This is a genomic window from Photobacterium sp. WH24, assembly GCF_019204055.1.
Taxonomy (GTDB): Bacteria; Pseudomonadota; Gammaproteobacteria; order Enterobacterales; family Vibrionaceae; genus Photobacterium; species Photobacterium arenosum.
The window spans coordinates 17,646-41,961 of sequence record NZ_JAGSOZ010000010.1 but is presented as its reverse complement, the minus strand read 5'-3'; the positions used below and the strand labels follow the sequence as shown (position 1 = coordinate 41,961).

At 47.8% G+C, this 24,316-nt stretch carries 26 protein-coding genes and 1 riboswitch; of the genes, 15 read left to right on the top strand and 11 right to left on the bottom strand.

Translation table 11 applies throughout. The annotated features are described in order from the left end of the window. Positions 1-8: 8 nt before the first annotated feature. Both KCG43_RS13215 and thiD read right to left on the bottom strand, forming a co-directional pair. On the bottom strand, positions 9-800 hold the full coding sequence (locus KCG43_RS13215) for an ABC transporter ATP-binding protein (RefSeq protein ID WP_192014530.1): 792 nt from the start codon (positions 798-800) through the stop codon (positions 9-11). Then, entirely contained in the window at positions 800-1,681 is an 882-nt protein-coding gene (gene thiD / locus KCG43_RS13210; RefSeq protein WP_218385487.1) for a bifunctional hydroxymethylpyrimidine kinase/phosphomethylpyrimidine kinase, read from the bottom strand. Before thiD ends, KCG43_RS13215 begins: the two co-directional genes overlap by 1 nt. Positions 1,682-1,781: 100 nt before the next feature. Continuing rightward, positions 1,782-1,879, bottom strand: a riboswitch (TPP riboswitch). A 193-nt stretch (positions 1,880-2,072) separates the two neighbouring features. Between thiD and KCG43_RS13205 the strand changes: the two genes are divergently transcribed. After that, complete coding sequence (locus KCG43_RS13205; protein ID WP_192013901.1) at positions 2,073-2,423, top strand: VOC family protein; 351 nt, start codon at positions 2,073-2,075, stop codon at positions 2,421-2,423. Between the two features lie 73 nt (positions 2,424-2,496). Here KCG43_RS13205 and KCG43_RS13200 read toward each other — a convergent pair whose 3' ends face one another. Further along, positions 2,497-5,085 carry a family 20 glycosylhydrolase gene (locus KCG43_RS13200; protein ID WP_218385485.1) on the bottom strand — a complete coding sequence of 863 codons (2,589 nt, stop codon included), beginning with the start codon at positions 5,083-5,085 and terminating at the stop codon, positions 2,497-2,499. A 613-nt stretch (positions 5,086-5,698) separates the two neighbouring features. On the opposite strand from KCG43_RS13200, the gene KCG43_RS13195 reads away from it, so the two are divergent. Beyond that, the gene (locus KCG43_RS13195; protein WP_192013897.1) at positions 5,699-6,187 is read left to right on the top strand and encodes a hypothetical protein; all 489 of its coding nucleotides are present in this window, start codon (positions 5,699-5,701) and stop codon (positions 6,185-6,187) included. A gap of 306 nt (positions 6,188-6,493) precedes the next feature. On the opposite strand, the gene KCG43_RS13190 is transcribed toward KCG43_RS13195, so the two are convergent. Both KCG43_RS13190 and KCG43_RS13185 read right to left on the bottom strand, forming a co-directional pair. Then, a complete protein-coding gene (locus KCG43_RS13190; RefSeq protein WP_218385483.1) occupies positions 6,494-7,135 on the bottom strand; it encodes a hypothetical protein in 642 nt (213 codons plus the stop codon). Between the two features lie 230 nt (positions 7,136-7,365). Next, positions 7,366-7,827: a hypothetical protein gene (locus KCG43_RS13185; protein WP_225444991.1), complete on the bottom strand. Its 462-nt coding sequence runs from the start codon at positions 7,825-7,827 to the stop codon at positions 7,366-7,368. A gap of 250 nt (positions 7,828-8,077) precedes the next feature. Here KCG43_RS13185 and KCG43_RS13180 point away from each other — a divergent pair, with 250 nt between their 5' ends. From KCG43_RS13180 to KCG43_RS13150, 7 genes are all read left to right on the top strand, one after another. Beyond that, positions 8,078-8,842, top strand: coding sequence for a DUF3450 domain-containing protein (locus KCG43_RS13180; protein ID WP_192013893.1), 765 nt, complete (start codon positions 8,078-8,080; stop codon positions 8,840-8,842). 1 nt (position 8,843) lies between these two features. Next, entirely contained in the window at positions 8,844-10,178 is a 1,335-nt protein-coding gene (locus KCG43_RS13175; protein WP_218385481.1) for a MotA/TolQ/ExbB proton channel family protein, read from the top strand. Further along, positions 10,178-10,726 (top strand): MotA/TolQ/ExbB proton channel family protein, encoded by a 549-nt coding sequence (locus tag KCG43_RS13170; protein WP_218385478.1) that lies wholly within the window; start codon positions 10,178-10,180, stop codon positions 10,724-10,726. Before KCG43_RS13175 ends, KCG43_RS13170 begins: the two co-directional genes overlap by 1 nt. After that, complete coding sequence (locus KCG43_RS13165) at positions 10,723-11,127, top strand: biopolymer transporter ExbD (protein ID WP_027251132.1); 405 nt, start codon at positions 10,723-10,725, stop codon at positions 11,125-11,127. Before KCG43_RS13170 ends, KCG43_RS13165 begins: the two co-directional genes overlap by 4 nt. Then, positions 11,127-11,747 carry an energy transducer TonB gene (locus tag KCG43_RS13160; protein WP_218385476.1) on the top strand — a complete coding sequence of 207 codons (621 nt, stop codon included), beginning with the start codon at positions 11,127-11,129 and terminating at the stop codon, positions 11,745-11,747. The genes KCG43_RS13165 and KCG43_RS13160 overlap by 1 nt, the downstream gene beginning before the upstream one ends. Next, positions 11,747-12,907: a lipopolysaccharide assembly protein LapB gene (locus KCG43_RS13155; protein ID WP_192013885.1), complete on the top strand. Its 1,161-nt coding sequence runs from the start codon at positions 11,747-11,749 to the stop codon at positions 12,905-12,907. The genes KCG43_RS13160 and KCG43_RS13155 overlap by 1 nt, the downstream gene beginning before the upstream one ends. Before the next feature lie 169 nt (positions 12,908-13,076). Beyond that, complete coding sequence (locus tag KCG43_RS13150; RefSeq protein ID WP_192013883.1) at positions 13,077-13,424, top strand: hypothetical protein; 348 nt, start codon at positions 13,077-13,079, stop codon at positions 13,422-13,424. Between the two features lie 46 nt (positions 13,425-13,470). Here KCG43_RS13150 and KCG43_RS13145 read toward each other — a convergent pair whose 3' ends face one another. Further along, positions 13,471-13,947 carry a hypothetical protein gene (locus tag KCG43_RS13145; RefSeq protein WP_192013881.1) on the bottom strand — a complete coding sequence of 159 codons (477 nt, stop codon included), beginning with the start codon at positions 13,945-13,947 and terminating at the stop codon, positions 13,471-13,473. A gap of 315 nt (positions 13,948-14,262) precedes the next feature. Further along, a complete protein-coding gene (locus tag KCG43_RS13140) occupies positions 14,263-14,931 on the bottom strand; it encodes a MaoC family dehydratase (RefSeq protein WP_192013879.1) in 669 nt (222 codons plus the stop codon). 542 nt (positions 14,932-15,473) lie between these two features. Here KCG43_RS13140 and KCG43_RS13135 point away from each other — a divergent pair. From KCG43_RS13135 to KCG43_RS13110, 6 genes are all read left to right on the top strand, one after another. Continuing rightward, complete coding sequence (locus KCG43_RS13135) at positions 15,474-16,526, top strand: serine hydrolase (RefSeq protein WP_237795923.1); 1,053 nt, start codon at positions 15,474-15,476, stop codon at positions 16,524-16,526. Positions 16,527-16,646: 120 nt separating this feature from the next. Continuing rightward, complete coding sequence (locus KCG43_RS13130) at positions 16,647-16,862, top strand: alternative ribosome-rescue factor A (protein WP_218385474.1); 216 nt, start codon at positions 16,647-16,649, stop codon at positions 16,860-16,862. 131 nt (positions 16,863-16,993) lie between these two features. Continuing rightward, the gene (gene modA / locus KCG43_RS13125) at positions 16,994-17,755 is read left to right on the top strand and encodes a molybdate ABC transporter substrate-binding protein (RefSeq protein WP_192013874.1); all 762 of its coding nucleotides are present in this window, start codon (positions 16,994-16,996) and stop codon (positions 17,753-17,755) included. Between the two features lie 32 nt (positions 17,756-17,787). Beyond that, the gene (modB, locus tag KCG43_RS13120) at positions 17,788-18,486 is read left to right on the top strand and encodes a molybdate ABC transporter permease subunit (protein ID WP_192013872.1); all 699 of its coding nucleotides are present in this window, start codon (positions 17,788-17,790) and stop codon (positions 18,484-18,486) included. Then, the gene (gene modC, locus KCG43_RS13115) at positions 18,486-19,571 is read left to right on the top strand and encodes a molybdenum ABC transporter ATP-binding protein ModC (RefSeq protein WP_192013870.1); all 1,086 of its coding nucleotides are present in this window, start codon (positions 18,486-18,488) and stop codon (positions 19,569-19,571) included. The genes modB and modC overlap by 1 nt, the downstream gene beginning before the upstream one ends. A 416-nt stretch (positions 19,572-19,987) precedes the next feature. Then, positions 19,988-20,656 carry a CAP domain-containing protein gene (locus KCG43_RS13110; protein ID WP_192013868.1) on the top strand — a complete coding sequence of 223 codons (669 nt, stop codon included), beginning with the start codon at positions 19,988-19,990 and terminating at the stop codon, positions 20,654-20,656. A 65-nt stretch (positions 20,657-20,721) separates the two neighbouring features. On the opposite strand, the gene KCG43_RS13105 is transcribed toward KCG43_RS13110, so the two are convergent. From KCG43_RS13105 to KCG43_RS13090, 4 genes are all read right to left on the bottom strand, one after another. Continuing rightward, on the bottom strand, positions 20,722-21,309 hold the full coding sequence (locus tag KCG43_RS13105; protein ID WP_218385472.1) for a hypothetical protein: 588 nt from the start codon (positions 21,307-21,309) through the stop codon (positions 20,722-20,724). Positions 21,310-21,492: 183 nt separating this feature from the next. After that, the gene (locus KCG43_RS13100) at positions 21,493-22,281 is read right to left on the bottom strand and encodes an alpha/beta fold hydrolase (RefSeq protein WP_218385470.1); all 789 of its coding nucleotides are present in this window, start codon (positions 22,279-22,281) and stop codon (positions 21,493-21,495) included. Further along, complete coding sequence (locus KCG43_RS13095) at positions 22,278-23,330, bottom strand: M14 family zinc carboxypeptidase (protein ID WP_218385468.1); 1,053 nt, start codon at positions 23,328-23,330, stop codon at positions 22,278-22,280. Before KCG43_RS13095 ends, KCG43_RS13100 begins: the two co-directional genes overlap by 4 nt. Before the next feature lie 177 nt (positions 23,331-23,507). After that, the gene (locus KCG43_RS13090; RefSeq protein ID WP_218385466.1) at positions 23,508-24,188 is read right to left on the bottom strand and encodes a DUF4336 domain-containing protein; all 681 of its coding nucleotides are present in this window, start codon (positions 24,186-24,188) and stop codon (positions 23,508-23,510) included. Between the last annotated feature and the right edge of the window lie 128 nt (positions 24,189-24,316).

The following is a 24,316-nucleotide window of genomic DNA, read 5'->3' as shown; positions in this document are numbered from 1 at the left end:
CGAGTTCTTTAGACATAGCGCTCACCCAGACCGGAAAGTTGCTCGATAATGGCCTGTTGTTTTACAGCCAACTCTGCATTGATTGCTCTCGGCGGTGTGCCTTCGGGAACGGACAAGCGCGTTAACCGGCCCGGTTTGCCTTGCATTAAAAAGAGGTGATGACCCAGCCTTAGTGCTTCCTGAGGGTCATGGGTAATAAGCAGCACAGTACGCTGAGCCAGCAACTCAGCGGCGAGATCCTGGAGTTTATATCTTGTCACGGCGTCCAGGGCGGAAAACGGCTCATCCATTAGAACCAGTGGCTTGTCCTGAATTAAGGTGCGTACAAGCGCGACGCGTTGTCGCATTCCCCCTGACAGTTGTGATGGACGGGCGTGCAGCTTTTCACCTAACCCGACCTGCTGGAGAAGCTGGATTGCACGCTCCTGCACGGCTTCACTGGCTTTACCTTGTTTAAGCCTGAAACTGAAGCAGACATTATCGAGTACATTTAACCAGGGCAGCAGCAGATCCTGTTGCGCCATATAGGCGACGCGATCACTCATACTCCGGGCATCCGATGTGAAGAGTTCGCCCTGCCATGCCACATCTTGAGGTAACAGATCGGCGAGAAGCCGCAGTAGTGTGGTTTTACCGCAGCCACTCCGCCCAAGAATACAATGCCATTCTCCGGCCTGAAGTGTTAAATCCAGCTGACTGAATAAAGGGGCAGTTTGACCTGAAAAAGACAATGTCAGCTGTTTTACCCTGACACCCAGGCAATGAGGCTGAGTGTCAGGTGAGGGCTTCGCTGTATTCATCATTTATTCCTTGACGGATGAAGTGCGTAGAAGTGATGGACTGGCCCATGTCCCTGACCAATGCTGAGCTGATCGGCATGGCACAGTGCTTGGGTTAGGTACTCTTTACCTTTATGGACGGCTTCAGAGAGGGGGCAGCCTTGTGCGAGGTAGGAGGCGATAGCGGCGGATAAAGTGCACCCTGTTCCATGGGTGTTTCGGGTCGCGATGCGCTTGGCTGAGATAGTGACGGTGTCACTGGTTGTGATCAAATAATCGGTACTGAATGAGTCCTGTTCCCAGTGTCCGCCTTTCAGCAATACAGCATTGCTGCTGATGGTTTTGAGCTGCTCGATAAGCAGTTCTTTATCGGTATGCTGCAGGGCTGATGTGTTGATATGCCGGCCTGTCGATCGGGTGAGTGTGACGGCTTCTGGGAGGTTGGGGGTTATCAGAGTGGCTAAAGGTATCAGTTCATTTTTCAGTGTGCTGATAGCGTCTTCTTCCAGTAAAAGATCCCCGCTGGTGGCCACCATGACAGGATCCAGAACGATAAATTCAGGCTGGTACTGGCGAAGTTTGTTTGCGACTGCCCGAATGATGCCAGCATCGCTCAGCATACCTATTTTGACGGCCCGGATGTCGAGATCACTGAAAACGGCATCCAATTGCTGTTCAACGAACGCTGGACTGACAGGAAAGATGCCGGATACACCCAGTGTATTTTGCGCCGTCAGCGCAGTAATGACGGAACAGGCATAGCCACCTGTTGCTGAAATCGCTTTAATGTCTGCCTGAATGCCCGCTCCGCCACCGCTGTCTGAACCGGCAATGGTCAGTGTAATTGGAGTACGTGCAGGATTATCTGACTGAGAAAGTTTGGTTATTGTGGACGTGTTCATCGGCATCCCTTGCTATCAAAATCTTCGCTTGATTACGCAGGGGTGACGAACAGTCGCCGGATTTCACTTCGCGAGCATCCTGGTCAGGATGAGAAGGTGACAGGCAATTCTGCTAGTTCCCTACGCCAGTATTAACTGGATCAGGTTCAACGGGTCCCACAGTGTGGTCTCAGCCTTACGGCTCCCCGACTAACGTATCTCTAAATCTGATGCGATGTGCTGAAGCTATACATTTAAGCACTTTTTCGCGCTGGTCATTCTAACCTTGTTGTTTCTCAGAAAGCAAAAGAATTACACCAATTTGATGACAAGCGAGTTGACCGATGCAAACTCAGCTAAGATTTCGTTGTAGATTATGTATATTGAAATCAGCTATAAAGGAGCAAAGCCAGTGAAAAAGCACCATCAAATCAACTATGTTGAATTTCCAGCCAGTCATATACCCAATACAAAGGCATTTTTTGAGCGCGTTTTTGGCTGGTCATTCATGGATTATGGTGATGAATACGCCGCATTTTCAGAACAGGGGCTGGATGGGGGATTTTATGCCGCGCCATTGTCTTCTCAGGTTGAGAAAGGTGCCGCGCTGATTGTTATTTACAGCGATAATTTAGAAGCCACCGAACAGGCTGTGATCGCTGCGGGTGGGGTGATTGTGAAACCTGTTTTTTCTTTTCCGGGCGGCAGGCGTTTTCACTTCACTGAACCAAGCGGTAATGAACTGGCGGTATGGTCAGAATAAGATTAGAGCCAGATCGTCAGCATTGAAATGAAACAGAGCTCCCGAAGGAGCTCTGTGTGTCGGTTGTATGGTCTTAGTTAACCGTTGTTACCCGGCTGGTTCGCTGACCTGAAACGGTTCTCAGTTGGGCACCTGCCGCGACAGCGGGTGGGTTGAGATGGTCGTACGACTGCCAGCTCGTGCCTTGATCTGTAGAGTACTCAATAGTCAGACCCGGGAAAGTCGAATTAGCTTGAAGTACACCATTCTCAATAACACCGCCTGGAACCGGCAGGTTAAACGCGATACCAGCTTGCTCCAGTTTAGGCAGCACTTTCTGGCCCAGCAGGTTGGCGAAATGGTTGTAATCGGCGTTGCGTCCGGTTTCATCCAGTGCAATGCCTGCGTTGTCATTAGCTTCCCATGTCGCAGTGTGCCATGCGCGTTCAGCCAAACCCAGCACGCGAGGGAAGATCATTCCTTCAAACTGGTCTTCGGTACGGACTGTTTCGGCCCAGAGCGATCCCTGAAGGCCCAGAACATTCTCAGGCTTGAGCAGCTTTTTCACACCCGCCGAAGCAACCACTTCTGCTTTGGTGATTGGTGCACCAGCGCGAGTGAAGTCAGCATTGGCGAAGACGTCGTCAGGCATGAAACCAAAGGTTTTACGAGTGTCGGTAAAACGTGGTGCCCAGTAGTAGCCGCGCTCGTTTGGATCGGGCTCATACGGGTGGTCAAAGTACAGGTGGGTTGCATGGTTATAGACGACCTTATAGTCGTTATTGGCCAGATTATATGCGCGATCCGCGACACCCCATTCCCAGATATTCTGCCATGCGTTACCCCAAAGCTGGTTGTTTGCCATTTGTGAGCGAGGATAAACCTGACCATCGTGCATCAGCCCGTCTTCCCAGCCAGCCATATCCAGACCATAGTTGGCAGTTATCACAGAAATACGTTCGACAAAGTAACGGCTCAGATCCGATACGCTGTTGACTCCATCAGTATTATTGGCAATGAAATCCTGACAGGCCGGGGAGTTAATCCATGCTCCTGCAATCTCGTCACCGCCGAAATGGAACGTTTTGAGTGGCTGAACTCCCTGATGCAGGCTGACGAGGCCGCTAACCACTGCATCAACAAAGTTATAAGACGATTCCATACACACATTGATGGCGTTGTCTGTGAACATCTGAACCGACAGATACTGAGTGGTATCGTTAAAGTCGGTCAGGAGGTATTTGTTCGCTTCTGCCATGTTCCCCTGAGCCGCGTAGTGATCATAGCGGGCTTCCATCGCCTTGATTGCGGCGTGTGCATGGCCGGGAATGTCGATCTCAGGCACGACTTCAATATTCAGGGCTGCGGCATGGCTAAGAATGTCCTGATAGTCCGTGGCAGTGTAATAGCCGTTGGATTCAGGTGAACCATCCGGACCGGCACCCAGGAAAGGTAAAATACAGGCTTTCTCTTCCGGATCATGGCAGCGTGTTGCGCCAACATCTGTCAGTTCAGGCAGGCCTGCAATTTCTATGCGCCAGCCTTCGTCGTCAGCCAGACGCAGATGGAGTTTGTTCAGTTTGAATGCGGCCATTTGATCGAGCAACTGAATAATCGCATCTTTAGTACGGAAATTTCGGACGGCATCAACGGAAAAACCACGGTAAGCAAAACGAGGCGCATCAGTAATCTGCACCTCAGGGACTTTATTACCGTCGACTAATTGCAATAAAGACTGGGAAGCATACAGTGCACCTGCTGCATCCGCCGCCCCTATGGTGATGATCTCGTTCGCGGCGTCGACGTTAAGGCTGTAAGCCTCTTCCCATTTTTGCACGCCATTGATGTTGATCTGGCTCCAGCCCATATTGATACGTTTTTGCGTCGTGGGCGACCAGGGTACTGCAGTTACACCTAACTGACTAGCCAGGAACATAGCCTGATCTTCATAACCATTGCCATAGACGATAACCCAGGTCGAGTCCAGTGTGACATTACCGGTGCCAAGCGTCAGTTCGGCTGGAGTAGGAATAACGCCGCTGGCATTGTTGATGACATTGAGATCAGCATTACGCTGGTATCTGTCTTGTGCGGTAAAAGGATCGTAAAAGTCGGTTATGGCAGCACTTCCATAACGTTTCCATTGCTGTGGCGTTGAAAAATCAGCCACGAATGGGAGTTCTTCTGATGGCTTGGTGGGTACCAGACCATTAACACGGTTACTGGTGCTGGTGATCAGTGATGTGATGTTCTGTCCCTGATCTTCAGACACAAAATACCAGTTCGGCATAACGTCAGTTTTTGCTACCTGCCAGTTTGCAGCGTCAAACTCAATGGCAAGCGATTGTCCAGGCGCCAGAGGCACAAAGTTTGCGGTTGGCTCGATCTTAAACATATCACCATTGACATGGCTGATTTTCACCTGGTCGGTTAAGACACTTTCAACCATACGGATATGGCTGAAGTAAATTGACCAACCTGTCGCTGGCAATGTTTTACTGCTCTGGTTTGTGAAATCGATTTTAGCGCGGAAAGTGACCCAGTCATCCTGAGTGTTATCCAAAACGGTGTAAGTCACATCCAATCCCTGGCCAAGCTGGTCCAGGTCTGCAGCAGGAATAGCCATCGCAGGTGCAGCAAATACAGCTGACAATGCAAGTGCTAATACTGACGTTTTTATCATCTTAGGTTCCTTTTTTTGATGAGCGAAATAAACAATTTCTAGCCTAACCATAAGATCTGACAGATAAAAATATCAATAGTGGTTAATTCAAAAAAAGATAGTAAAACTGGCAGCAATGCCTAATAAAGCATACTTTTTGTACATAAATTAAACAGCTATTCGTGATGGAGATTTTATTTCAAGCGGAGCGGGAGCTATTGACTGTTTCGGCAGGGCATTTCTGGCAGTTGAAATATCAGTGTGATGAGTGGTTATTGCGCGCCATAAAATATTACTCGCTTGTATCAAACTGATAAGAGATTCATTCAACAGAGTAATCATGCTGGCACATAAAATGGTACAAACTTTCGGCAAAATCATCATGATATTCGGAGATATATAACGACTCTGACGTTTGGCGAAATGTATTAGACAGCCATTTCACTATGGTACTAGCAAGATGCGGTTAATAAAAGCGACAACTTACAGGTAACATTTAAATCCATTCAGGTAACAAATCAATCGCCTTGTAAAAATGGCAGCCAGCTATCAGTTTCGCGATTAGAAGTGGATTTCCGCTCATCTGTAGAAGATACTCTCCCGGCAACAACCTGATACGACAAAGGATAATAAAATGACAAGAGCAGCAGTACTTTTATGCTCATTACTGGCCCTGGCCGGCTGTGATGAAGAAACAATTGAAAATTTGGTCGAGGGCAAGGTCGAAGTCTTTACGATTCATAGTGCCAGCACGACCAACCTGACCGGTGTACCTGATGGTTACCACACATGGGCAGAACTGCAAGATCTCAATGTAGATTTACCTGCGAATGCACCTTTTGGCACTCGTGATGATCTGGTCAATGCTGTTGGATCTGTGACTGATTCAGGCTGCGCAAAAATTCCGGAAACATCGGGAGTTTGCTTTAAAGAAGGCGATACATCCAGTTGCCTTCCCACTGAGCTTACAGAGATTGGCCTGAAAACATATAAAATTGATTTAAGCAGTATTGAAGATGCAATCAATGCCGGTTTCTACCCAACAGCAGTGCAGTATCTTGATCAATTTGGTCTGAACTCGAATTTGAGCATTGAAGATGCAGAATGCTCAGCAATTGAATAAACCCAATTGCGGATAATGAACACGAAGGCCAGACACGACGTCTGGCCTTTTTGTACCAGTTTGCTTTGAAAGTACACACTGTAAACGCTTGATGTTTAAATCTCGAATCGTTATCCACAAAAGCTGTGCATAACTCTGTGGGAAATGGCCGGACCCCAGAACCTGTATCGTCTTGGACAATGTCAAGCATTCAATGTGGTTTTTTTGTGGTAATTTTTTGTCCTGAATATGAGCAAAGGGCTGCAAGTAACATATTGTATTTAAAGGTAATAATTGTTTAAAAAGGAAAGAGGTTACAAGTAAGGTTTAGCTTTCTGGCCCGGACTGCGGCTGAAATTTTAAGAGCTGAGAATGGCTTACTTTTAAAGTCACAGTGTTGAAATGCTTTCCGGAGAGTTCAGGGTGACGCTCGTAGAAAAAGTGACGGTCTCTTTCTATTGCATAGCTATGCGTAAGATAACCCCTTCCGTTGGGATAATCAGTGTTCCAGAGTGAACTTCTGGACACTTTACTGCTGGCAATAAACTCACCCAGGTAAGTGACTTCACCTGGCTGGATAGAAAACGTTAAGTCCAGTCGTTTATCGGTTTGGGTATGGATAGTTTTTCGGCCGTCAGTGCCAATAAAGGTAATTGTATGTAGCAGATAGTTTCCTGACGGCAGGGGGACAGAAAATAAAGAGCTTGTCGTCGTGGGGCTGCGAAAATCACTGGAATCATTGTTGTTAGAAACAGTGATATCTTGCTCTGTGTCGGCTCGACTAAAATACAGTGTTGTTTTTAAGTTTTCACCTGTAGACGGCCAGATAGTTGATGCGCCAATGCTACCTACTAAGAAACCGGTATCCGGCAATTCGGTAGATTGTAAGTTTTCAGGAATAGATACCAGTACGCCCTTGCTACATCCAGCCAGGGACAAACCGATCAGACTGTAAACCAAAGGCTTCATGCTTTATTCCTTCCTATTAATCGTTAACTGTTGATAAATATCTAAAAACTAGCCTATACGCAGATGCAGATAAACTGAGCCACAAAGCACATTTATGCCACACAACGCACAAAATCTCATGGATTAACGTTAAAAAGTCAGGTGAATAATAAAACTTTGAGCATTAGCTCAAAGTTTTACTGAATATTCACTGAAGAGGGAAAGGCACCAGAGCAGGCCAACCCGTTATACTATTTGGCAGCGATAACGTTTTTGAACTTGCTTGCTTTACTGAAGAGATAGTCAACATCTGGCGGAAAGTCTTTATTAGACTTTGCATGGTTCATCATGTCGAAGACAGTGAACTCAGTGAGTATCGCAAACTGATAGGAAGTGAAGTTGCCGTTTGCCTGTAACGTTGGGTCGAAATACAGATCCCCTGAGCGAATGATCGCATGATCAACGATTGGATCTTCACAGCGAAATCCAAGCACGTAGCGCTCTCCCTTACCATAAATGACATTCATGTAAGAGTTATAAAAACATTCGTTTTCTTGGGTTGTGCAAGTTTCTAATAACTCTGAGGTCATTGCTGAAACCGTCACGATTCTGATCCCTTCCGGGCGGAAGCCTAAGTCAGACAGTTGTTGTTGAATCGATTCAATGGAGAGATTGGACACTTTACTTTCCGAATAACTGATAATCCGGCGCATTATATCTTCCTCGTTTCTTCAGGTCACTGTCTTCGATTCGGATTGTCTTTAATGCATGATTCGGCTTGATCTGATCCGTGCTGCTATGGGCTTAGCGGAAGCAAAATTTCCGGATTTTATAGTTTAAATGAGATTTGTTTTCAACTAAGATGTGTGACCAGTCACTCAGCTTAATGCGTAATTGACTAGTTATGGGAAGTTGGCTCAATGGCTTGCTTTTTGAACAGATACTTAAGGTAACTGCTCCAAGATGAACATGATGAAATCCAGTCTGGCCGTGATTGCACTCGGCCTGAGCATAAATGCGGGGGCCAGTACACTCGATGCGGCCCGCAATATTGAGAGCAAAATCAATCAGTCTGCCGAACAAAGCCAGAATAAGATTGATAAAAGTGCAGATGCAACGCTTTCAATGAAGGCTGAAATTGAAGCCCTTCAGGAAGAAGTGAAAAACCTCCTTGTCTATCGGGATCATCTGGCTCGCTTGGTTGATAGTCAGGAATCAGAAAAAAGCAGCTTAAGTGAACAGATTTCAGGCATTAAAGAAACTCGCCAGGGTGTAGTGCCATTGATGTATAAGATGATAGATGGTCTGAAATCTGTGGTTGAAGATGACAAACCTATCAAACGTGATCAACGGTTGGCACGGATTGCCAAACTGGAGTTCATGATGGCTCAGGCCGATATCAGTGATGCCGAAAAGTATCGTCGTATTTTGGAGGCTTACCAGATTGAAATGGACTACGGTACTAAACTCGGTGTCTATCAGGGTAAATTGGCCCTGAGTACCACGGAAAATATTGAAGCCGATCTGCTGTATCTCGGGCGTGTGGCTTTTGTGGCGCGTAGCCTCGACGGTCAGCGCTACTGGGCCTGGAATGACGGTGCTCATCAATGGCAATCATTAGAGCCTCAGGCTGGTACTGAGTTGGATAAAGCCTTTGCAATGGCGTCGAAACAAATCGCTCCCGGTCTGATCTCTCTTCCTGTATCTGTCAATCTGGAGGCTAACTGATATGAAACTTAAAACGTTAGCACTCGCGCTTACCCTGTTTTCAGTGTCGACTTCCGTACTGGCTGTTGATGGCCTGGTGGAAAAGACCCGGCAGGAACAAAAATCCGAGCAAGCCCACAATCAAACCCGCGAAGCTGGGTTTAAGCAAACAGAAGCAGAAATACGTGCACAAAAAGATGCGCTGTTGGCAACGCGTGAATCGCTGAATACAGAGATTGATAACCTGAGCAGCACTTTTAGTACAAATGAAAAATCGCTGGCTCAACTGGAAGAAGAGTTAAGGCTTGAGTCTGGCAGTTTGGGCGAATTGTTTGGCGTGGTTCGCCAGACGGCCAAAGACTTGCAAGCGGAGCTGGAAACGTCAGTCACCAGCGCTGATCGTCATCAGTATACCGCTGTTGTAAACGATATCGTTGACGCTAAGGCACTGCCTTCGCTTAAGCAGCTGAACGGGCTGTGGCAGGGAATGAACGAGCAAATCTTGGCCAGCTCGGAAATGCGCAAAGTCTCTGTCTCTTATATCAATGGAGAAGGGTATCAATCCACTGTGGATGCTTACCGTCTTGGCAGCATTGGTTTGATTGGTGAACAGGGTTATCTGGCCTGGAATGGCATTCGCCAAGTGGCGACACCGTATTTGAAGCAGCCAGAAAATGGCCCGGTAGCCAGTCAGATAGCGTCGTTACAGCAAGCAGGTTTGCAAATGGCTATTGTTGACCCGTCTCGCGGCAAAATGCTGGAGCAGTTGGCGCATGCCCCCTCCTTGACAGAACGCCTCTCCCAGGGCGGGGTGGTGGGTAAAATTATTCTTGGACTGTTGGCGATCGGCATCATCATCGCTCTGTACCGTGGCTGCAAGTTGATCTGGATCCGCCAGCAAATTAATGCCCAGCTGAAGAAACCAGAAAACCCGGGCAACAATCCGCTTGGTCGTGTTCTGAGTGTTTACGACACCGATCAAAAACGCTCTGTTGAAGCCTTGGAATTGCGATTACTGGAAACCATTGTCGATGAACAGCAGGGGCTGGAACGTGGTTTATCCATGCTGAAACTTCTCGCGGCGCTGGCACCTATGCTGGGCCTGCTAGGAACAGTCACCGGTATGATTGAAACCTTCCAGGTGATTACTCAGTTTGGTAATGGCGATCCTAAAGTGATGGCGGGAGGGATATCCATGGCACTGGTGACAACCGTATTGGGCCTGGTATCAGCAATGCCTTTACTGCTTGCACATAATCTGCTGAGTGCGCAGGCAGATGCGATCCGAAGCATTCTTGAGAAGCAGGGGATCAGTCTTGTCGCAGCAGAAGCTGAGAAAACAGGAAGCACTGCGTAATGGATGTGACACTGTTCAGTAGCGAATTTGCCGAAACCTGGTGGATCTCCCTGCAGCAGTTCATGCAACAGGGAGGACAAATACTGTGGTGGCTTGCCGTTGTGGTGTTGTTCTCCTGGTTGCTGGTCGCTGAGCGTCTGCTGTATCTGGTGTTCACTTATCCCAAGCAAAAGCAGCGGTGGCTGGCAATGTGGTACGCCAGAGAAGATCAAACCTCCTGGTATGCTCATGCCATACGATCCGGCTGGCTCAGTGAAGCGCATCTTGCCTTATCTCAGAATCTGAATGTGATTAAAGTCCTGGTGGCTATTTGTCCGATGCTGGGACTGCTGGGAACAGTGACCGGAATGATCTCAGTATTTGATGTCATGGACAACCAGGGCAGCAGCCAGCCAAAACTGATGGCTTCGGGTATCTCGCTCGCTACATTGCCAACAATGGCGGGTATGGTTGCCGCACTGGCAGGCATGTTTATTCATGCCCGTCTTGCAAAAGCGTGCAAGATGCGAGAGCAAAAACTAGAAAAATTGATGAGGAGTCAACGATGAGGTTAAGTCGCCCATCCGTCGCTCGGGAAGAAGCCCAGATTGATCTGACTTCTATGCTGGATATCGTGTTTATCATGTTGATTTTTTTCATCGTGACCAGCTCTTTTGTTCGTGAGTCCGGCGTTGAAGTGAATCGTCCCCAAGCCAGCAATGTGGTCAGTCAGAAAGATGCAGGCATCTTTGTGGCGATTACTTCGGCAAACGATGTGTATATCGATAAGCGTGTTGTGGATGTTGAACGCGTACAGGCAACACTGGAAACCTTGCTGCTCGATCAGCCTGATGCCTCTCTGGTTATTCAGGCTGATGAGCACGCCTACAGTGGTACTGTGGTAAAAGTCATGGATGCAGCCAAAGGCGCCGGAGTCAAAAATATTGCCTTGGCGGCGGAGAAGCGCTGATGTTCAGGCTCATAGTAGCTGCTCCGTTAGCACTGCTGATTACGGGTGGCTTGTTTACTTTTATGGCCTGGATGGTTGATGACGGTAACCGTCAGTTGCCGGAAGCAAAAGAATCGCTGGCGTTTAACATGGTGATGGTTGAGCAGGAGCGTGAAGCGCAGCGTCGGCAACGCACAGTACCTGAGAAACCGGAAACACCTGAGCCGCCACCGCAGGCCATACCGAAAAGTGCCCAGGCAAGCGCCGTGACGCCTTTGGTTTCACCTACTATGCCATCAATTGCTATGGATGCTTCCGTGAAAGGCCTGGCAATCAGCTTGCCGGCCGTTTCAGATGTGGGACGGGATCAGCAGGCCATGCCGCTCTATCGCGTTGAGCCCAAATATCCTGCCCGGGCTTTAAAAAGAAGCATTGAAGGGTATGTGGTGCTGTCGTTTACGATTGACCCGCAAGGCAGGCCAACAGATATCAAGATTGTTGACGCGCAGCCTAATCGTGTATTTGACCGTGAAGCGATACGTGCTTTAAAGAATTGGAAATACCAACCAAAGATTGAAGGTGGTAAAGCGCTATCCCAGCATGGTCAGCAAGTAAAAGTGGAATTTAATCTGAGTAAGTGATGAAAACATTAGCTTTTATAGTGGCGATCTTGTTTGCGCCTGTCGCGCTGTCGGCACAACTGTCTCAGTATACCGCCGGCAAAGTGCAGCAGGCACAGAAGCTTCAATTGGAAGACAAGGTCAGTGCAGCCATTGTCTTGCTCAGGGAGATGGATATTTCCCGTGCCTATGATAAAGCGTTTGTTAACCGTATGCTGGGTGTGTATTACTGGCAGGACGGCAAGCCGGCTTTATCTATTCAGCGGTTGGCTCAGGCCATTGAAAGCGGGCAGCTTGATGACGAGTATCTGAGATCCACACAACGTATGCTGGCCGATATATTGTTATCCCAGGCGCAATATCAAAAAGCACTCAACTATTACTATCAACTCAGTAAGTCGATTCCCGCAACTGAAAAAGCCGATGAGCTCTGGCTGAGAATCGCCCAGGCCAATTATCAGCTTGAAGAATGGCGTTCGGTGCTGTCAGCTATTCAGCAGTATGAGCGTGTTCATAAACAAAAAGAAGTGCAACCCTTATCACTAAAGTTGGGTGCTCAGTTACAGCTCCAGCAGTATAAGTCAGCGCTCCCAACCTTAAATAGCCTTATTACACTGGAGCCGCAAAAAGTCGTGTGGTGGCGACAACTGGCGGGCATTGAAATGCGGTTGGAGAGAAGAAAACAGGCGATTGAAACGTTAGCGTTGGCAAAACGCCAGGGAGTCGCCTTATCTCAGCAGGATCTGAAAACTCTGGGCCAGCTTTACGCCCAGGAGGGGATTCCTGAGAAAGCTGCTCGCATTTTTGCTTCATTGGAAAACAGCGACAGTAATCTTGATTTATTGATTTCTCAGGCAACCTACTGGCAAATGGCGAAAGAGTGGGAGCAGGCGATAGAAACGTGGCGAAAAGTCGTTGAGTTAGATGCGCAGTATCGCTGGCAGCTTTCGACGCTTTTATTACAGGAAGGCCACTATCAACTTGCGCTCAATGAACTGGATAAATTACAGATCAAAGGTAAGCAAGCGGATATTGAGCTGGCTAAAGTGCGCGCCTATTACAAATTACAAAACCTTGAACAGGCGATTGTGCATGCGAAGAAAGCAGATAATTTACAATCGTCAAAGGCTTCACAAAGCTGGATTAAGTATCTGAATCAATTGCGTGATATGGAAAGTTAAGTTCAAGCAATGACCGCAGAGATGAAACGGCGCATTGCGTCGTTTTTTGTTGCTGAGCATCTGAAATTCAGTCCAACTCAAATGTGTGTACTTGCATATTAATACAAAGTCATTAAAGTGGGCTCGCACGAAATAAACCGTTTTTTATGTCGCATAATTTAATGAGAAGATGCTGAATTTTCTGAAATACGTATTGCTGAGTAATTTACTGGCAGCTGGTGCGGTATGGGTTGGCCATAAATTTTTCGAGCAGCCATTCAGTGTTAGTGGTGATGTTCTGTTTTATATGTTCGCACTTCAATGGGCACTGGCTGGCATTGTCTGGAATGGTGGCAAAGAGAGCCAATCTTTTGATGGTGATCGAGCTGCTATCAAAGCGGCATCAATGTTGTCGGATCATGAGATAGAAGCAGGTAAGCAAAGAGACATTAAAGCAAACTACCATTTTGGCTTTACCTTCTTTTTATCGGGACTATTTCCTTTATTTGCCTGCATTTTATTATCGGTATTTAACTGAGAAGCTACCCGCTTCGCAGCGGGCAGCTAAAGCGCTGGGGGATAAATTATGCGGAATACGGCAGGTAACCGGTAAAGCCACAGATTTTCCAGCCTGTATTTGTGCGTTTAAGGTAGTAGAGTGACTGCCATAGCAGTTCATCAGCACCGCCATCAGCACGCTGGATACTGCCGCAAAATTGTTTACGGGCAATCGCTCGTCCATTCTCTATGGTAATTTCATTCAAGCTGGTTGCAGCATGAACCGCCAGCTCTAACGGTTCGCTGTACACAGTTTCCTGCGCGAGCATTGCCTGACGCAGCCACTCTTCCTGGTAGTCTGCCAGAGAGGAAAAAGCGAAAGTCCACGCTGCCGGGTTATCTGACTTGTTGGCATTGATGGCATAAAACTCATCTTCAATGAAGTCTTCGGCCACTTGTGACCAGTCTGCCTCGCAGTAAGCTTTGATGTCACGCGTGACAAGCATATCCCAGATAGCAGCGCGATCCCTGTCAGTGTCAGTAAACGGGTTGGATTTAATCATAGTGACTCTCCCTAAAAATCAGTCCCAATATGGGATGCCATTCATACGTGAATAGCCAAACAAACTGACGAACATCAAACTGGAAATAGCACGTGAATTAAACTGATAGAGTTTAAGGTTGGGATCTTGGACAACAAAAAGCCCCTGATATTAAGGGAATATACGAAATAGGCATGTGTCAATGTAAGCAGGGGGTACTGTCCGCATTGCGGCCTTGTCACTGTCTGGCGTTGGCTTCTGAAAGGAAAAACGGCGGTCTTGTGCCTTACCGCTCAAACTGAGTGAAAGTTTGAGCGTTAAGGCATGAGATATCGATCAGAAATACAGCCGAACGACTGATTCTGCTACGCAGCCAGGGCGGCGGCATCCTTCGATTTCTACGGAAATTTCCTGCACAATTTCCAATCCACGTTTTACAGGCGTGACAGACTGGATTTTTGTACGGGCTCGCACCCGGCTACCTTCTTTAACCGGGTAGGGGAAACGTACCTGATTTAAACCGTAGTTAACGGTCATTTTTGCGGTAGGAAATTTCTGGTTGTTGGGATCGACGCTATCTGTCAGCACAGAGAGCAGCGACAGCGTAAGAAATCCGTGCGCAATTGTTGTTTTAAAAGGTGACTCAAGCTCAGCGCGTTCCGGATCCGTGTGGATCCACTGATGATCATCCGTGACATCGGCAAATCGGTTAATACGATCCTGATCGACAATCAGCCAGTTACCCACGTGAATCTCTTCACCCAGCGATGCGAGCAGTTCTTCCATTAGTTTGGCGGCTTCAGGATGGATCTCGATAGCTGCCGTTTTCTGTACAGATTCGCCATTTGAGGCAATATTCTCAGCTTTAGCCCAACCTGTGACATGTGCCTTGTTCAGGAATTCAATCCAATAGTCACGAATTGACGGCGACAGCCAGTCTTTCAGCTCAAATGGGTGCTTGGCCAAGATTTCACTTTTCTGTTTGAGAAAGTCGACCACTTTCATGCTTACCAACCTTTATCGTTTTTTCTTAGTATGATTGAGGCGGCATATTGAATCCTGGCTTAGCAGCAGCAGGATTAAAATGTGCCCTTGATCTCAAATAACTCATCGGATGAGTGCTCATTATTATAAATCAAATTGATGCCGTCACTGTAAAGTGTGCGTCAAATCATACTTTACCATCAAAGTGTGATATTGGTCACCTTGTTGCGATGTGAAGATACGTCTTGAGTACAGCTAACTTCATGGCTACAGCTTCTGGTGTCGATTGCTCAGTGACAGTTAATCTGGCTGATGGTAACAGCCCTTTCGTCATACCTGTGATTATAGATTGTCGCAGGAAAAAGAAGTGAATAGTGTGCGATTGATACCTGTTTTTAACTTCTTAGATTATACCTACCCTATTACCTGCTTGTGCAGGGGAGAGGGTGTCAGGTGGGATTGTGTGCTGTCGAACCTGGTTGTGGTGCTGTATTTTCGTCTTAGGCATTCGGGGTGCATGTGCAGCCCCTGGTGATGAAATTGTTTTTGCGCTGGATAAATTTGTGAATCAAGCCGTGACAAGCTCAATCCCTGGCGCGTCACTGGCTGTACTCGTCAATGGTGAGATCCGCTTATTACGTGGTTACGGTGTCACGAAGGTGGGGGGCGCTAAAAAAATAGATTCTGCCACTGTGTTTCCTCTGGCATCCATTTCTAAAACTTTTGCTTCAGCCGCAACGGCGCTGCTGGTTGACCGTGGTTTGATTGAATGGGATACACATGTTATCCCGTATCTTGAAGATGTTAAATTCAGCGATCCGGATTTAGGTAAAGTCGTCACGTTGCGAAATGTCTTGTCGCATACCACAGGTCTGGTGCCTCAGGCGTACTCTGATCTGCTTGAAAATGATGTGAGTTATCAGCGGATTCTTTCGATATTAAACCGGGTAAAGTTTGTTTGCGATCCCGGTGAATGTTACGGCTACCAGAACATTGTTTATAACCTGAGTGCTGACATGATTTCACTGGCATCTGGCATGGAATACAGCCAGTTTGTGACAGAGCATATTTTTATTCCGCTTCATATGCACAGTGCAACCTTTGGCCTGGAGCGCTTTCTGAATGCCGATGACAGGGTTGTCCCGCATGTCAGAACCAAGTCAGGCTATGCGGCAGTTAAACCTGCTCCTTACTATTATGGCGTACCAGCGGCGGCTGGTGTCAATGCCAGCGCACAGGATCTTGCGCAGTGGATGCTGGCTCAGTTTGGCCAATATCCTGAAGTCCTCAGTGAAGACAACCTAACTTTGTTACATAAGCCATTGATAAGGGCTAATCAGTATCGGTACCGGGCGAAGCTGAGTAATGTGTATTACGGTTTAGGGTGGCGAACATTTGACTATCAGGGGATTACCGGCTTTGTTCATCACGGTGGCTGGGTCAAAGGGATAAGAACAGAAATGGTTTTTAACCCGATCACTCAGACAGGTATGGTTTTTTTGACCAATTGCGAAACAGACGTGGCAAGAGAAGTCGTATTAGAATTCCTGGATTTGTATAAACAGTATATTGACCCCGGTGTTTCTGGCGGTGAAGTAGCAACGTCAGGAAATTAAAGCGCTTTTTTGAAATCTGATGACTAAAATTTATCTTGGCAATCTCTTGTATTTTTAACTGTCAGGCGTACACTTCGCTTGAAATTTGCCGGTAATTACTGATTAACCAAGGAGCATATAATGGCAAAGAAAAAGTGCTGCCAGCACACAGAGCAGGCCACAAATACTGGTTTTGAAACTGATCATGGTCGCGGAACAATCATGGACAATGCCCTTAAAGCCGTCGTCACCAGTAAAGTTTTCCGCAGCAGAGTTGAAAAAGCCCGAAAAGGCAAAGGCAGTTTTCAGCGCAAAGCAAAACACGTCGGGCGAGAGTCCTGGCCAATCGCTGCTTAGTGTAAGCATGATTGCCCAGGGCTCTTTTTTTGGTAATTTTTTATTTTCTGACTTAAAGGTCAGAAAATAATTGTCAGGTATAGTCTTGCAATTTACTATCTCTGACTCATTGATTGGAATGGAGTCTGGTAATGAAAAAGCTTTGGTTCGTGTTATTTTCTCTGTGTCTGTTTAACCTGCCTCAGGCTACTGCACAGGAAAAAGTGCTGGTTTTTGCTGCGTCTTCGCTCACCAATGCGTTGAATGAATTGGCGGAAAGTTATGAGCATGCCAGTGGCAATGAGGTTGTACTCTCGTTTGCCTCGTCGTCAACGCTTGCCCGCCAGTTAGCTCAAGGTGCACCAGCAGATTTGTATTTATCAGCAAATACAAAATGGATGGATTATGCGGCAGAGCAGAAAGTGATCAATAGCGAATCACGCAAAGATTTACTACATAATCGATTAGTCTTGGTTACGCATAAATCTGAATCGGTGAATTCAGTACCGCTAAATGCCTCGTGGGACATCACGAAGACATTGAATGGCAGCCGACTGGTTGTTGGCGATCCGAATCATGTACCGGCAGGCATTTATGCCAAAGAGGCCCTGGAGTCTCTGGGGCTCTGGCAGCGGGCAGAACCTTTGCTGGCGAGAGCAAACAATGTTCGTGCTGCGCTTTTGTTGGTGGAAAGACAGGAAGCGAAGTTTGGTATTGTTTACCAGACAGATGCTCAGGTAGCACAAGACGTCAAAATTGTTGCCCAGTTCCCTGAGCGAAGCCATCAGCCCATCACCTATCCGGTTGCGCTAACCCGGCAGGCCCCATCGAAAGCGGCACAGGGATTTTATGATTACCTGCAGTCGTCTGATGCAACCGAAGTGTTCGAACGCTACGGCTTTTCAGTCAATTAACCAACGGGAAGTGTGTCATTCTGAATTTTCCCATGGATACCTTTACCTTAACCGACTACGAAGTCACCGCACTGCAGCTGAGTTTGAAAGTCGCATTCACTGCTGTGATTGTCAGTCTGCCGGCAGGAATTGGCTGTGCCTGGTTGCTGGCAAGAGGGCAGTTTTGGGGCAAATCCCTGTTAGATGGCCTGGTACATTTGCCGCTGGTTCTTCCTCCTGTCGTGGTCGGCTACTTGCTGTTAGTCATGATGGGGCGCCAGGGTATGATTGGCGCTTATCTGTACGATTGGTTTGGCATCACGTTTGGGTTTAGCTGGCGTGGTGCTGTTCTGGCTGTCGCTGTGGTGGCTTTTCCGTTAATGGTAAGAGCAATACGGCTTGCGCTGGAAAATGTTGATCCTAAACTGGAGCAGGCGGCCCGCACGCTCGGGGCCAGTCCGGTTAAAGTCTTTTTTACCATCACATTACCGCTTATGTTACCCGGTATACTTACCGGTACCGTACTTGCCTTCGCCCGGGCGTTGGGCGAATTCGGCGCAACCATCACCTTTGTCTCGAATATACCGGGCGAAACGCAAACTATCCCTCTGGCTATGTTTTCATTCATAGAGACACCGGGGGCCGAAGTGGAAGCTGCCCGCTTGTGCGTGATTGCCATTATTATTGCTTTGCTGTCTCTGGTAATCGCAGAGTGGCTGGCTCGTATAGCGCGAAACAGGCTGGGTAACTGATGTTAGAGTTGAACTTTGTCAAGCAACTTGGACAAATGCGACTGGATGTCGACTTGCGCTTACCCGAATCGGGTATCATTGCCATTTTTGGCCGTTCTGGTGCAGGAAAAACCTCTTTTATTAATATCGTCAGCGGGTTAAGTAAGCCGGATGAAGGCCACATCGCATTTGGCAAGCATGTGCTTTGTGATACTTGGCAGGGCATTGATTTACCACCGGAAAAGCGCCGTATTGGGTATGTTTTTCAGGATGCCAGATTGTTTCCGCATTATAAGGTGAGAGGTAATCTGCTTTACGGAAACCACAGCAAACCAGACCCGGAACTGTTCAGTGAAGTCGTTCAACTTCTGGATATATCGCATTTATTAGGTCGTTATCCTGCCAGTTTATCTGGCGGAGAGAAGCAGCGTGTTGCCATTGGCCGCGCGTTACTGAGTAAACCCGATATGTTGTTGATGGATGAGCCCTTAGCCTCGCTGGATTTACCGCGCAAGCAAGAGCTGATGCCTTATCTGGAATCGTTAGCTAAAAGTGTCAGTATTCCTGTGCTTTATGTCAGTCACAGCCTGGATGAGATACTTCGCCTGGCAGATCACATGGTTGTGCTGGATCAGGGGAAAGTGATTGGAAATGGCGCACTGACAGATGTGTGGGCCTCCTCTGTGATGCGTCCCTGGCTCAGCGCCAGAGAACAAAGCTCAGTGTTGCAGCTAAAAGTAACTGAACACCATCCTTCCTATCCGTTGACCCAGCTTTGTATCGGGCCAGATCTGCCGTTGTGGGTCAGCAGAGTGCGCCGGCCAGTCGGGGAAATGGTCAGGGTGAGAATTCACGCGAATGACATTTCCGTCACCCGAATCAAACCCGCGCAGACCAGTATACGGAATGTGTTGCCCGCGACCGTCGAAGGCATAGAGCAGCATAAATATCACTCTGATATCGTGGTGCTCCGTTTAGCTGTTGGCACGTCAATCCTGACGGCCAATATCACGCCCTGGGCAGCAGATGAACTGCACCTCCATGTCGGCGATAACCTGTATGCGCAAATCAAAGGCGTAAGCCTCAGCCAGCAGGATTTGGCCTGAGTGGCCAGATCCTTGGTGTCCTAACCTTCTTCTCATTCTCCTTGTTGATATCTTGCTTGCATCAATGTCACTGTGTGTGATTTTTGTTAAAATCGAACAAAAAACAACCTAATCCTTCTGTGTGAATTTTGAACAATGTACGGGTGGTTTATCTGCTTGTTTCGTTGAGATTAAGTTCTGCCTTGTGCTCAAAAACTGGCAAATTTTTGTGTCAAATGATTGTCAGGATGCGCATTTTTTAAACGTCAGCTATTGCTAGCAGATGTTTGCAGTCAGTATATTCCTCTCCCGTTGTTGGCTGATTTTATCTTTGCAGCTGTAAAGGTTGCACATTGCAGAGACTTATCCCTGGCTACTGATTGTTCTGGCCTCTGCGTTATAAATCAGGATCTTATTATTATTAAGTGGATGTACCCATGCGAATTCTTACAGTATTGATTTTATCTATGTTTGCCCTTGTCGGGTGTGGCGGTTCAGACGGCGGTTCAGGTGACAGCTCTACTTCTCATAACGGCTCTTCAGTATCTAATGGTGGCTCTTCTGAGCGACCAACGACCGGCGGTGGTGATCAAACGACAGGCGGAAGCACAGGCTCTGGCTCCGACGGAACCGGCACTGGCTCAAATACAGGCGGCTCAGATCAAACCGGCTCTGGCAGCTCAAATCAATCTATGGCTGATGAAATGCTGGCAGCGGTGAATGCTGCACGGGCACAGGGCCAGGACTGTGGCGGAACCTGGATGCCGGCAGTTGCTCCTCTGACATGGGATTCCACTTTAGAACAAACGGCATTCCTGCACTCGAGCGATATGGCCAATTATGACTATTTCAGTCATACCGGTTTGGATGGCTCATCACCGAGTCAGCGTGTAACAGCACAGGGTTACAGCTGGAAAACCGTAGGTGAGAATATTGCGGCAGGCCAGAAGACGGTATCTGCTGTGATGCAAGGCTGGTTAGAAAGTCCTGGGCATTGCAGAAATATCATGAACGGCAGTTTCACGCAGATGGGCGCAGCTTCTGATACCAACTCAGGCAGTACCTACGGCATTTACTGGACCCAGGTGTTTGCCTCGCCTAAGTAAGCTCAGAGCTTAAGCCAAACTTTGCCTGGTGGTTGCCGGGCAAAGTTTAGCGCTATCAGAGGATGTTATTGATGCCATTGCTGATAAGCATCAATACAGCGAATCTGAGGAAGTTTTTGTTTTAGCACATTATCCAAGCCGCTTTGTTTATAATTTCTTAGCTCAACATTGTATTTGGCTGTGGCTAAATCATAGTTGTTGGAATGAAGAATAGAACCGGCACAGGTTTTTTTATACTGATCCCAGTCACTGTAGTATTTCACATAAAAAGTCTGGATCCATGCGCCACCAGAATTGTCTTCGCCGCCTGTCACTTTGTTGTTGATAATACGCTCGGCATAATATTCCCAAGTGCCATCATCAAAAATCGTAAACTGAGCCGGGTTGTCATACTCTAAATTTTCGCGGAAATAGGCCACATTGGTGAACTGGAAAACCGGATTTTTAGTGTTGGGTTTTTTATCCGTTCTTGCCGGTAAATAGATGTTCATCGTTTTATCGATGGGCGAGGCGGTGGGGGCTTGTGTGCTGGTTTCGTCGTCACCGGAACTGCAGCCCTGCAGTAATACCAGGCTCAGAGCGGTAACAGATGTGATGAAAATACTGCGATTGTAAGACATGAAAATTCTCCTACGATGATTATGCACCTGCATAAATCTCAACGTATGCAATGTCATCTTTGAGAATATCGGTAACGCTTCTTTTGTGACGTATCAACACTGAGACGTCACGGACTTCTTCTTGTTACAACCAAGAAGTGTGTGGCTTTACAATGAGCTGAACAAACTGGCTGCTGAGTAAACTTCGCAATCAAGCTGGCTTTATGCAATCTGGTTTCATTTTGCATTCTGCCAGAATGCCAGTGAGTAACGGCACACCCAGTCGGGGTCATCAAGTGGTAAGTCATGGCCGGCACTGGGGTGAATGTGTATAGGGCACTGCCAGTGGTGGGCAAGCGTTTGGCTGCAAGAAACATCGACCAGCTCGTCATGTTGCGAAGCAAGCAGTAATACGGGTTTATCCGGAACATCTTTATATCTGAAAGTCATTGCGGCGTTCAGTTGCCGAAGCAGATTACTCCTTTGGATAGGACATTCTTTGCGCCATCGAATCCATGTTTTCAGTATGTCAGGATCTCCGGGATACATGTTTGAGGTCATATGAAGAATGAATTTTTCCTGCTCTTTGGGTTTGCTCATCAGCAACCTGATGATATTGGGATACTGCCGCCACCGTAATCGTTTATAAAAGGGGGATTGTTTGCCATCACTGGTATTGAGCAGTACCAGCGACTTCACTTCCTCCGGGTACAATCTTGCCCACTCAAGCGCAATCATCCCTCCCATAGAAATCGCCAGCAGATCATAGGTACCTGCTTCTATTTTATTTTCCGTGTCGAGTTCGCGGGCATGCAAAAAATGTAACTGCTGATGGAGGTCATCAACCATGGCACTGACGGTGGAGGGTGATGTCTCCAGAAACCGTTGACCGTTACCGGCGAGATCCAAAGCGATCACCTTTCGGAAAGGAAAATGCGACCTTAGCTGTTGGGTGAAATTGCCCCAGTGCCTTTGCTCGCGAAGTAATCCTCGCAAAAGGATAATAGGTCGTTGGCAGTGAGTCATGAGCGGTTATCCTGATGGTTTGATGAATACCAGAGCAACATTGCCTGGTGCCAGTCGGCCATCTCTTCGTTGTGACTGAACCAGTTGGTATAAGCTTCGGTTGCATTTATCAGAAAGTCTAACAGAACGAGATGCTTGCGGAGTGTCCGTTGTACTCTGTGCTTTTTAATGGGATGGAATAAGCCCAGTGGATGCCAGAGTTGCAACGGGTTTTTTCTCACCCAAAGCCAGGAGCCCATTTCCAGCGTGAGCGGTAGCAGCGGATTTCCCTGAGCTTCAGCTTCATCATACAAAAAGTCCCACAAGTCGCCGTGGCAGGTGTAGTGTTTTGTCTGTGGCTCGAACACATAGTTTTGATGAGGGTAAGCCTGAAAAAACATTTCCCGCACCCGAAACAGACTGCCGAGTCGTGAGACTGGCTGCCGGGTACTTTTGGCATAAGGGAACCAGATTCTGTCTCTGAGCCCGAAGCCAGAATGGCAATCCAGCGCCATGGTAAACGGGCTTTGCCGGGTCTGCTTTAGCACCTGATCAACCAGCAGCTGTGCTTCCGCTTCCATTGGACGCCCTGCCGGACCGCGGTACCACGGCAGACAAGGGCTGATTCTGTGGCCACCGACCAGCCATGCTGTACGCTCCTGGCTTTCGACAGGGGCATTGCGCATCAGATCAACATGTCTGGCGTTCGAGCGGCGCTGCATGGCCATACCCACCGGATTAAGCAGCGGAATCGCCACTATCTGCATGTTCTCAAGCGTGCGTTGCAGGTTATTATCCCAAGCCAGACGCTGACACAGGCTGGTCAGCAGAGAGAGCAAAACCTGAGTCCCAATGCGCTCAAGGCCATGCACTCCGCCAACCAGAAACAGGCAGGGCAGGCCGGGGGCGGGATTGCCTAAACGGCACTCATAAATGGGGAGATGCTGCTCATGGAAAGGTAACCGGATTAACTCACTGGCTTGCAGGCTAATCCGGTTCTTGATTTTCGCTTCGCTTTCAATCAGTGCTTCAAGTTGTATCAGTTCAGGCAAACGCTCGGTAATAGTCACATTGAATCCCTGTTTTCATCATCACTATACCTGTCCTACTTGAAGCTGCAGCGGTGTTGGCTACATTCATTCACTTGCCGCCTACCTGCATCATCAAGTAGTTTAGGTATACACTTATCATGGTTCATAGTGGAGTGAAAAGCTGACAGCTTTATTGCAACTGAGCGCGTTATTTTTCTAGGCCAGTGCCCAGCGAAAAGCCTGAGAAAAGATATGTTTGCCGTTCTCGGGTATCACTTGCCCATGGGCAAACAGGATTCTGTCAAATGGCCAGGTCAGCATTTCCTGTAAAGACTGGCGTAACCGGGTTTTGTTGTGGAAGCTATGACGCCAGTAGAGTGGCATTGCCGGATGAAAATAGCAGCCATTGGCTAAGGCTAAGGCCACGGTGGCCGGGTTGTGGCTGTTTCGCAGCCAGGCCATGGCATCGCCAAGGATCAGTGTTTGTGATTCGGGATCGCAAAACACCACTTCTTCAACATGATCGCTGCCTCTTAACAGCGTCTGCAATAATTGTCCTCGCCACAGCGCAGGCGTTTCGGCACCCAGTGCATCATCAAAAACCAGATCTGTGCGCTTGAACTGAAGCCCCGGAGGGGCAAAAAAGGTCGCCTGAGAGTAGGCGAGCCACCACTCGGACAAAAAGAGATGATGATTCAGGTTAGGCGTCACTATGGCTGTGACACGGCCAAGTTTTGCTAACCGGAGCTGAATATCAGTAGTGAGCTGAACCGGGGAATGGACAAGAAGATTATCATTTTTGAGCCGTATCACTGTCATGCGGCAGCCAACAGGCACGCCATAACGTTTCCACGGCATATCCTGATACCAGATTCGATCTTTACTCCATTCGATCATCGCTTTATTCCTTAAAGCACCACCTGTATTTTCGGCGGAGTGTATCAGAGAAAAGTCTGCTTATATATAGAGTTAACAACAGATAAATTAACCCCAACTGATGTGGCGAATTGCATAACAGCATGAAT

Coding starts and splice junctions, on each gene's coding strand:
- KCG43_RS13215 (WP_192014530.1), bottom strand. CDS start 800: ATGAATACAGCGAAGCCCTCACCTGACACTCAGCCTCATTGCCTGGGT.
- thiD (WP_218385487.1), bottom strand. CDS start 1,681: ATGAACACGTCCACAATAACCAAACTTTCTCAGTCAGATAATCCTGCA.
- KCG43_RS13200 (WP_218385485.1), bottom strand. CDS start 5,085: ATGATAAAAACGTCAGTATTAGCACTTGCATTGTCAGCTGTATTTGCT.
- KCG43_RS13195 (WP_192013897.1), top strand. CDS start 5,699: ATGACAAGAGCAGCAGTACTTTTATGCTCATTACTGGCCCTGGCCGGC.
- KCG43_RS13190 (WP_218385483.1), bottom strand. CDS start 7,135: ATGAAGCCTTTGGTTTACAGTCTGATCGGTTTGTCCCTGGCTGGATGT.
- KCG43_RS13185 (WP_225444991.1), bottom strand. CDS start 7,827: ATGCGCCGGATTATCAGTTATTCGGAAAGTAAAGTGTCCAATCTCTCC.
- KCG43_RS13180 (WP_192013893.1), top strand. CDS start 8,078: ATGAACATGATGAAATCCAGTCTGGCCGTGATTGCACTCGGCCTGAGC.
- KCG43_RS13175 (WP_218385481.1), top strand. CDS start 8,844: ATGAAACTTAAAACGTTAGCACTCGCGCTTACCCTGTTTTCAGTGTCG.
- KCG43_RS13170 (WP_218385478.1), top strand. CDS start 10,178: ATGGATGTGACACTGTTCAGTAGCGAATTTGCCGAAACCTGGTGGATC.
- KCG43_RS13165 (WP_027251132.1), top strand. CDS start 10,723: ATGAGGTTAAGTCGCCCATCCGTCGCTCGGGAAGAAGCCCAGATTGAT.
- KCG43_RS13160 (WP_218385476.1), top strand. CDS start 11,127: ATGTTCAGGCTCATAGTAGCTGCTCCGTTAGCACTGCTGATTACGGGT.
- KCG43_RS13155 (WP_192013885.1), top strand. CDS start 11,747: ATGAAAACATTAGCTTTTATAGTGGCGATCTTGTTTGCGCCTGTCGCG.
- KCG43_RS13150 (WP_192013883.1), top strand. CDS start 13,077: ATGCTGAATTTTCTGAAATACGTATTGCTGAGTAATTTACTGGCAGCT.
- KCG43_RS13145 (WP_192013881.1), bottom strand. CDS start 13,947: ATGATTAAATCCAACCCGTTTACTGACACTGACAGGGATCGCGCTGCT.
- KCG43_RS13140 (WP_192013879.1), bottom strand. CDS start 14,931: ATGAAAGTGGTCGACTTTCTCAAACAGAAAAGTGAAATCTTGGCCAAG.
- KCG43_RS13130 (WP_218385474.1), top strand. CDS start 16,647: ATGGCAAAGAAAAAGTGCTGCCAGCACACAGAGCAGGCCACAAATACT.
- modA (WP_192013874.1), top strand. CDS start 16,994: ATGAAAAAGCTTTGGTTCGTGTTATTTTCTCTGTGTCTGTTTAACCTG.
- modB (WP_192013872.1), top strand. CDS start 17,788: ATGGATACCTTTACCTTAACCGACTACGAAGTCACCGCACTGCAGCTG.
- modC (WP_192013870.1), top strand. CDS start 18,486: ATGTTAGAGTTGAACTTTGTCAAGCAACTTGGACAAATGCGACTGGAT.
- KCG43_RS13110 (WP_192013868.1), top strand. CDS start 19,988: ATGCGAATTCTTACAGTATTGATTTTATCTATGTTTGCCCTTGTCGGG.
- KCG43_RS13105 (WP_218385472.1), bottom strand. CDS start 21,309: ATGCAGGTGCATAATCATCGTAGGAGAATTTTCATGTCTTACAATCGC.
- KCG43_RS13100 (WP_218385470.1), bottom strand. CDS start 22,281: ATGACTCACTGCCAACGACCTATTATCCTTTTGCGAGGATTACTTCGC.
- KCG43_RS13090 (WP_218385466.1), bottom strand. CDS start 24,188: ATGATCGAATGGAGTAAAGATCGAATCTGGTATCAGGATATGCCGTGG.